Origin of the sequence: Pseudoalteromonas sp. 19-MNA-CIBAN-0066 (genome assembly GCF_040308705.1) — a bacterium.
Classification (GTDB): Bacteria; Pseudomonadota; Gammaproteobacteria; order Enterobacterales; family Alteromonadaceae; genus Pseudoalteromonas; species Pseudoalteromonas nigrifaciens.
This window is the reverse complement of sequence record NZ_JBEONZ010000414.1, coordinates 1-237: the sequence shown is the minus strand read 5'-3', so window position 1 is coordinate 237 and position 237 is coordinate 1. Positions and strand designations below refer to the sequence as shown.

General features: G+C 39.7%; 1 protein-coding gene. It reads left to right on the top strand.

Features of this window, described 5'->3' with window-relative positions:
- Positions 1–237 (top strand): ATP-binding cassette domain-containing protein (locus AAEZ18_RS19645; RefSeq protein ID WP_352256135.1); only part of this gene is annotated, 237 nt, incomplete at both ends.

Below are 237 nucleotides of genomic sequence, written 5' to 3'. Positions count from 1 at the left end.
CCAGAGAAGACACGCTCAATAACTTATTAGATGAATTTAGCATACAACACATTCGTGATAGCCAAGGTATGGCATTATCGGGTGGAGAACGTCGTCGTGTAGAAATAGCACGAGCGCTGGCAGCAGATCCTAAATTTATACTACTGGATGAACCGTTTGCCGGTGTTGACCCTATTTCGGTATTAGATATAAAGAAAATAATAGAACATCTTAAAAATCGTGGGATTGGTGTATTAA